This window comes from Falsiroseomonas oryziterrae (assembly GCF_021864505.1).
Classification (GTDB): Bacteria; Pseudomonadota; Alphaproteobacteria; order Acetobacterales; family Acetobacteraceae; genus Falsiroseomonas; species Falsiroseomonas oryziterrae.
On sequence record NZ_JAKJIB010000153.1, the window covers coordinates 1 to 8,678 of the forward strand.

Here is an 8,678-nt window from a genome sequence, read left to right on the forward strand (position 1 = left end):
CGGCCTGCTGGCCGATCGTGCCGCCCGACGTCACCGTCGCGCTGCCGGCGCCGTTCGCGCCGTCCAGCGTTACGCTGCCGCCCGCCGAGATGGCGAGCGCGCCGCTGCCGAGCGCGAGGCTGGCGCCGGCGGACTGGGTGACTGCGCCGCTCGCGCCGATATCCGCGCTGCCCGCCGTGTTGGTGCCGTCGAGCGCGAGGTCGCCGCCATTGGCGCGGGCGAAGAGCGCGCCGGCGCCGAGCGAGAGGCTGCCGCCGGCCTGCTGGGTGAGGCTGCCGCCGGAGACCAGGGACCCGCCGACGCCGCTGAGCGCCAGCGGATTGATCGTCATCGGCCCGCTGGCGGCCAGGGAGAGCAGCCCGTTGCCTGCGGCGATCGCGCCCGTCACACCGAGTGCGCCCGTGGTGTTCAGGCTGAAGCCGGAGCCGGCGGTGAAGGCGGCGAGTTCGGGCACGACGTTGCCGGCGCCAGTGAGGCTGACCGAGCCGGTCGCGCTGCCCGTCAGCTCGGCGCCGGGCGCGCCGAGCAGGCGCGAGGTGCCGGACTGGACGATGTTGCCCGGCGCGACGGCGGTTCCGGTCGCGCTGAGCGTCAGCGTGCCGCTCCAGGCGAGGTCGCCGCCGCTGAGCGCGATTCCGCCAGCGGTGGCCTTGATGGTGACGTCCGTTCCGCTGATCGGGCGGCTGCTCGTCACCGAGGTGCCGGCGAGCAGGACCGTCGTGCCGGCGCTCACGACCGTCGTCGGGTCCGTGATGGTCAGCGTGCCGCCGGTGGATTGGATATCGATGAAGCCGACGGCGGTGATGTTGCCGATGAGGTTCAGTGCGATCGGCGTGTTGATGATGAGGTTGCCGTCCGAATCCGCCTTCACGCCGCGGATGATGTTGCCGGGCTGGTTCAGGTCGGCGTCCCCGCCGCGGGCGAGCACCGTCAGCGTCGTGGTGCGGAGCGCCCCGCTCGGCTGGGCGATGCTGTCGGCCGTCAGCGAGACGTTCTGCGCGTCCAGCGTGTAGACGTTCGGCGGGGGCGGGGCCTGCAGCACGAGCGCGCCGGTGCCGTCGTTTGTCAGCGTGATGTTCGGTGCCACCACGGGGCCAACGATCGTCAGCGGCGTCGTCTGCACCGTCCGCAGCGAGAAGGTCTCCTGCGGCTCGGCGCCCGGGATCAGCTTGTTGTCCGGGAAAATGGCGCCGAGGTCGCCGGTGGTGAAGGCGCCGAGGCGATCCACCGTGTTCGCGCCGGTAAAGCGCGCATCGCCAGCCGACTGGCCGGTCAGCGTCGCCGTGCCGCCGGCGTTGCTGACGTCGAGCACGCCCGCGGCGTCGATCGCGCCCACCGAGGTCACCGTCAGCGTGCCGTCGGTCTGCAGCTGGCCGCCGAGCAGGACGACGATGTCGCGCCCGGCAACCGGCGAACCCGCCGCCGGCGCCACCGTGCCGGTGGTCAGCGTGACGGCGTTGGTTCCGATCACCGTGCCGGCGATCGTCAGGTTGCCGGTCTGCGCCGTCAGCACCGCATTGTTCGCCGCATCCACGAGGCCGCCGGGGGCAACCGTGCCGCCCGTCGCGTTGGTCGCGGTCAGCGTCACGTTCCGCGCCGCATCCAGCGTGCCGCCGACGTTGAAGCTGCCGACCGCGGCGGTGATGTCGGTGTCGGTCGCTTGGATCTTCGTGCCGATGCCGCTCTGGGTGAAGGCGCCGGCGGTGATGCCGGCGCTGGCCGCCGTCAGCGTGCCGCCGGTCTGGCTCACCGTGCCGCCCGTCGCGTTCAACTGCGCGACGCCGCCCGCGCTCAGCGTGCCGGTCAGCGCTAGCGTCGCCCCGGCCGCATTCGCCGTCGCGGTCAGGTTCTGGCCCGCCTCGATGGTGCCGCCGAGGGTGCCGTTGCCGCTGGTGGCGGTCAGTTGGATGTTGCTGGTGGCGGCGGTATCGGCGTCCAGCGTGCCGGCGATGTTGAAGCTGGCGCCCGAGCCGGTCAGGTCGCCGGTCTTCGCGGTGATCGTCCCGGCGGTCTGGTTCAGCAGCCCGCCCGCGTTGAGCGTCACGCTGGCGCCGGACATCGCCCCGCTGAGCGTCAGATCCGTGCCGGCCGAGGCAGTCACCACGCCGGTCGCCGTCACGACGCCGCCGAAGGTCGCGGTCGTGGACGTGCCGCGCAGCGTCGCGTCGCCCGAGGAGTCGAGCGTGCCGGAGCTGTCGAGGCTGCCGGCCGTGACCGTCAGCCCGCCCGCACCGTTGGCGTCGAGGCTTGCCGTGCTGCGCACGAGGCCGGCGCCGGTGCCGGTGGTGGTCAGGCTCAGCGCACCTGCCGAGGTCATCGTCCCGCCGACATCGAAGCTGCCGGCCGTCGCGGTGAGGCCGCCGACCGTCGCGCTGACCGTCCCGGCGGTCTGGTTCAGCAGCCCGCCCGCGTTGAGCGTCACGCTGGCGCCGGACATCGCCCCGCCGAGCGTCAGGGCGGTGCCGGCCGAGGCAGTCACCACGCCGGTCGCCGTCACGACGCCGCCGAAGGTCGCGGTCGTGGACGTGCCGCGCAGCGTCGCGTCGCCCGAGGAGTCGAGCGTACCGGAGCTGTCGAGGCTTCCGGCAGTGACCGTCAGCCCGCCCGCACCGTTGGCGTCGAGGCTTGCCGTGCTGCGCACGAGGCCGGCGCCGGTGCCCGTCGTGGTCAGGCTCAGCGCACCTGCCGAGGTCATCGTCCCGCCGACATCGAAGCTGCCGGCCGTCGCGGTGAGTCCGGTCGTGGTCGTCGCCTCCGCGGTCGCGCCCGACGGCACCGTCAGCAGGCCCGTCGCGCTCAGGAAGACCTGCTGGCCCGAGACGGAGTTGCGCAGCGTCAGGTCGCCGCCCGTCGCCACCAGTCGCGCGAGCCCACCGCTCGCGGTGACCCCCGAGCCGGTGGGCGTCATGCTGATCGAGCCGCTCTCGATCCGCACCAGGTTGGTCCCGCTGACCGTCCCGGCGATCGAGAGCGCGCCGGTGTTGAACAGCGTGAAGCCCGTCCCGGTGAAGTTGCCGAGCGTGGCGACGGCGTTGGTCGTCGAGTTGAAATTCGCCGCGCCGGTGCCGCCGGTGCCGGTCAGCGTGCCTGCGGTGACCGTCCCGTTCGCGGTGATGCCGTTGCCGGCGTCGACGATCAGCGTGCCGGCGGTGACCGTCCCGTCGAGGGTGATGCTGCTGCCGGACTTCAGCGTCACCGTCTGGCCCGCCGCCGACAGGCCGCCGGTGGAGGCGACCGCGAGCGTCGTCGTCGCGTCGAGCGTGAGCGCGCCGGCCGAGCGGACGGCACCGGCGACGTTGAGTGCGCCGGTGACGTCGAGGTCGAGCACGCCGGTCTTGGTCTCGAAGTTGCCGAGCGTCGGCACCGTCCAGCGCGTCGTCGGCGCAAGGCTGCCGGCGCTGCCGGTGAGCGACGCGACCGTGACCGTGCCGCTGCCGCCGAGGGTGCCGCCGGCCGCGACGTCGAGCTGGCTGGTGCCGGCCGAGACCGTGCCGTCCAGCGTGATCAGGCCGGGTGCCCTGAGGCTGATGAGCGGCGCGCTGGTCGAGAGGCTCGCGCCGTTCGCCAGCGCGATGCCGCCGGTGAATTGCGACCTGACGCTGACGCTGCCGCCGCCGCTGAGGCTGCCGCCGAGCGAGACGCCGGTGCCGGCCTGCAGGCTGAGTGCCCCGCTGCCGGCCGAGACGGTGCTGCCGGATTCCAGCGTGAGGCCGCCATTGGCGTTCATCGTGACGCCGCCGGTGGCGCCGCTGCCGAAGAACACTCCGTTGCGGGCGCTGACCGACCCGCCGCTTGCGACGCGCAGGCTGGCGTTCGTGCCGGCGGCGGTCAGCTGGATGTTGCCGCCCTTGTCGAAGGGGTCCGGGGCCGGCGGGGTGCCTGCCTGCACCGAACCGGTGACGATCAGGGCATCGGCGAAGCCGGCCGTGCCCGTCACGTTGATCGAGTCGGCAGCCCTCAGGGTGCCGGCGAGCGTGACCGCGCCGGAATTGGTCAGCGTGAAGCTGCCGGCCGCGAAAGAGCCGGTCGTGATGCTGTCCACGAAGTTGATGCGGTTGCCGCTGCCGGTGAGCGACAGGCTCGCCGTGCTGATCGTCTCGACCGACGTGTTGCCGAGGCGGTTCACGACGATGCCGAAGCCGGACGTGCCGTTGTCGGTCACCGCGCCGGTCGTGAGCAGGCGCAGCCTGTCGGCGCGGCCCGTCAGGTCCACGAGGCCGTTCACCGTGATGCTGCCGGCCCGCCGCGCCGAGCCCGAATCGGTGCCGCCGAGCAGCAGCGTGTCGACGGAAACACGGTTGAAGTCGATCTGGTAGAGATTGAGCGTCGTGCCCTCGAAATCGCCGATGGTCATCGCGCGACCGGTCGTCACCGGCTGGATGGCCAGCGTCCCGCCGGTGACCGTCACGTTGCCGTCGAGCAGCACCCGGTCGCCCGTGAGCGTCACCGTGCGCCCGGAACCGGCGGTCACGCTGCCACCGGAACGGACATAGAGCTGTCCGCCGGCGTTGAGCGCGTCGACAGGGCCGGAGGTGAGCGCGACATCGGTCGTCGCGCTCACGGCCCCGAAGACGTCGAGCGAGCCCGAGCTGCGGAACGCGACAGTCCCGTTGGTGGCGGTGACGGTGCCGAGCGAGCCGATGTTGTGCGCCGCCTGGTCGAGCGTGACGGCGGTGCCGTTCGCCTCGAGCCGGTTGGCGCCAAGCACCACGCCGGCCTGGGCCGAGATGGTGCTGTCGCTCGTCAGGTTCAGCGTGCCGGTCACGGTGGTCGGCCCGAGGATGATCGAGCCGACCGCGTCCGCCGTCAGCTGGGCAGCCGAGACGGCGGTGCCGGCGTTGGCTGAGATGGTGCCGCCGCTGGTCAGGCTCAGCGTGCCGCTCAGCGTCGTGGTGCCGAGCGTGATCGCGCCCCCGGCGTCGAGGGTCAGCCCGCCGACGTTCAGCGTGGCGCCGGCGGTGTTGATCGTCGCGTTGCTCAACAGCACCAGGTTGGACGCGATGCCGGAGATGGCCGGGCTGCCGCTGACCGTCAGCGCCCCGCCGTCGGCACGCCGGCCGATCTCGAGCGTGCCGGTGCCGGTCTGGATCGCGCCGCTTGGCAGCACCGACCCGTTGAAGGTGAGCGCGGGGGCGGTTGTGAGAGGAAATGGGAAGACGTTGCTTTGAACATTGACGGTCGTGCTGCCCAGCGTGAGCGGCGTGCCGCCATCCTGGCGCGCGAGCGAGATCGTGCCGCCGGTCGCGACGAGACGCGGGACCACGACTGGCGTGACGAGGAAGTTGCCGACGACAGGCGTTGTGATGAACACAAGTTCCTGCCCGAGCGGCAGGTTGATCGTGTCGGCCTGGATCGTGATCTGCCCACCCGGCGCGTTCAAGGCGGTGGCGGCGGGCAGGAATTCGCCTGCGTTGCCGACGGTCACCGTCCCGGCGCGCAGCCGGATGCCGCCGCCGGTTGGCGCGGTGATCGAGCCCTGCACGTTGATGGTGCCGCCCGGCGCCTCGAAGCCCAGTTGGCCGCCCTGGTTGTTGGCGCGCCGCGCGGTCAGGCCACCGAGGGCGCCGCTGCCCAGATTGAGCGTCGCCCCGCCGCTCGCGACCAGCGTGATGTTGCCCGCCACCTCGGGCGCGGGCCCGGCGGCCGCCTGGCCCGCGAAGATTCCGCCGGTGATCGAGCTGAGCGAGCCGGCGGTGGTGATCTTCACCTCGACCGGCTGCGCCGGGGCCGGGCCGGACGCCACGACGCCCGCGCGCACCGTGTCGATGGAGCCGAGCGCCTGCGCGTTGGTCAGCGTCACGCTGCCCGCCGCCCGCAGCGTGCCGAGATTGTTCAGCAGGTTCGCGCCCGGCAGCGAGATGTTCGCCGCGGCGCCCAGCGCATCCGCGCTCAGCGTCGGCGCCGTGATCGTCCCGCCGGTCTGCGTGACGCCGCCGGTGCCGTTCAGCGAGACCGTGGACAGCGCGGAGATCGCGCCGGCCGTCTGCGTGATCGTCCCGCCGGCGGTGATGCCAAGCGTGCCGCCGGAGGACACGGTGTTCGCCAGCGTGACGTTGCCGGCCGTCGCCGTCAGGGCCATCGCGGCCGCGGAGCTGAGCGTCCCCGTCGTCTGTGCAATGTTGCCCGTCGTCGCCGTGACCGTCAGCGTGCCCGCGCCGACGCCGCCGCTCCGCGCCGTGACGTTGCCCGCAAAGGACACGCCGCCCGCGCCAGTCAGGGTGATCGCGCCGCCATTCGCGCCGCCATTGCCGGTCGCGAGGCTCCCGCCGCCGACCACCGCCAGCGTCCCGGACTGCGTCGCGAGCGTCAGGTTGCCCACGCCGGCATTACCGGCGACGACGATGCCGCTGACGTCAAGCGCGCCGGCGGTGGTCAGGTTGATCGCGCCGCCCGCGGTCAGCGCGCCGAGCTTGGTCACCTGAAGCGCGTTGGTCCCGCCGAGCGAGATGTTGCCGCCGGCCGAGCCGCTGAGCGTCGAAGCCGCCGTCACGACGCCCGTGGTCTGCGTGATGTTGCCCGTCGTCGCCGTGAGCGACAGCGTGCCGGTGCCGCCGCCGCCCGTGCGCGCCGTGACGTTACCGGCGAGCGAGATGCCGGCCGCGCCCGTCAGGCTGATCGCGCCGCCATTTGCGCTGGCCGTGCCCGTCTCCAGGCTGGCGGTGCTGGCGAGTGACAGCGCGCCCGCCTTGGTCGTGAGCGCCAGGTTGCCGGCGCCGGTGGTGCCGGCTGCCACCGCGCCCGTGACGTTGAGCGCGCCCGCCGTGGTGAGCGCGATCGCACCGCCTGCCGTCAGCGCGCCGAGATTCGAGAGGCTCAGCGCATCCGCGCCGCCGCCGAGCGAGATGCTGCCGACCGCGCCGGTCAGCGTCACGCCGGCGAGCGTCAGCGCGCCGGTCTGGCTCACCGCATTGCTTGCACGCAGGTCGAGCGTCGAGAAGCCGGTGCCCGTACCGGCGAGGGCGAGCGTGGTCGCCGTCGTCTCCAGCGTCCCGCCGGGGCGCGTCACCGCGCCGAGCCGCAGGGTGCCGAGGTTGGGCGCCGTGCCCGTCACGATCCCGCTGAGATCGGAGACGGTCTGCGCGCCGGTCGTGTTACGCGCGATCTCCACCGTGCCGCCATCGCCCGTGGTCAGCGTGTTGGCGCCGCGCGTGAAGGTGTCGGCGGCGATGCTGATCCGGCCTGAGGCTCCCGTTGCACCGACATTGCCGCCCAGCGTGAGACTGGTGCCGGTCAGCGATACGACGCCGCCGGTCGTCGTGACGGTGGAGCCGGTGGTGACTGTGTTGCCCTTCAGCGTCACGTTGCCCGAGGCGCTGATCGCACCGTTGGCCGCAACGCCTGCCGCGGAGGTCAGCGCCACGCTCGCGCCAGTCAGGGTCCCCGCAGTCAGATCGCCGGCCGAGGTCAGGGCGAGCGCGCCGAGCGTGGTGAGCGCACCGCTCGTCAGCGTGCCGGCGGCGGTGACGGAGATGCCGCCATCGCCAGTCAGCGTGCCGACCGTCACGTCGCCAGCGAGCTTCAGCGACACCGCGCCTGTCCCGGCGGCGATGGCGCCGAGCGCGCCGACCGAGTGATTCGCACCGTCCAGCGCGAAGCCGCTCGCCGCCGTGCCGGTCAGCGTGCCGACCTTCGTCAGCGTAGCGCCGACGCTGTTCGTCACCGCGCCGAGAGTGCGAAGGTCGAGGTTCGGGGTCCCGTCCGCATCGCCCGGCGCGAAGTTGCCGACGAGCGCGATGCCCGCCGCGGTCGTCCCGCCGGGCGTGGTGCCGCCCAGGCGCAGTTGGGTCGTCGTCTTGGTGTCGATCCAGGCCGTATCGGCCAGCGCGAGCGTCGTCGCGTTGGCCGTCGCGCCGGCGCCAAGCGCCATCGAGACGGTGTTGGAGAAGGGCGCGATCTCAACGGTCGGAGCCTTGATGGTGCCTGCCGTGCCGGGCAGCGTCATCGCGTTCGCGACCAGGCTGATCCTGCTGCCGGCGCTGCTGCCCTCGACGCTCCCGCCGGTCCCGAAGGCGATCGACCCCGACGTGCCCGAGGATTGCAGGAGCACGTTGCCCTTGGTCGTGATGGCGGCGTTGACCTGCACGCTGCCCGTCTCGGTGCGGAACGACGAGACGATCAGCGTGTCCGACGCGACGAGCGTGATGTCGCCCTTGGTTTCGATCGACTTGTTGACGACCACGTTGTTGCCGGCGGCGAGCGTCAGCGACTTGGTGCTGTTGCTGCTGATCGCCTGTTCGACGGTGAGGTTCCGCTCGGCCTCGAGGCGGACATTCGTCGAGGTCAGCTGGGTCTCGACGAAGTTGGCCGTGACGACCTCGTCGAGCGGGTCCGCCGCGGTGCCGCTCCCGATTGTCAGGTCGCGCGGGTCGATCAGCAGCGTGCCCGTCAGGCCGAGCGGCGCCGTCGTGTCCACCGTGCCGGTCAACGAGAAGGCGCGGCTGCTCGACAACTCCACGAGGCCGCCATTGCCGCCGTTCGGCCCGCCGCGCGCCGCGGCGCTCCCGGCGAAGTCCAGGCGGTCCACCGCCAGCAGGCCGATCCGCCCGCCATCGCCGCGATCGGTCGCATTCGCCTCGACCGCCGCGCCGGCATTCACGTTGACCCGCCAGGCGCTGTCCGCCGGCACGCCGCCACCCTGGGCGCGGGCGCGCGCCGCCGTCGTGCCGACCGCGACCGTG

Annotated in this window: 1 protein-coding gene; it reads right to left on the minus strand. The window is 72.8% G+C overall.

Annotated elements, in window-relative coordinates; all coding sequences use genetic code 11:
* Window positions 1-8,678: beta strand repeat-containing protein (locus L2I40_RS13305; protein WP_237215443.1), on the minus strand; the 8,678-nt coding region annotated here is incomplete at both ends.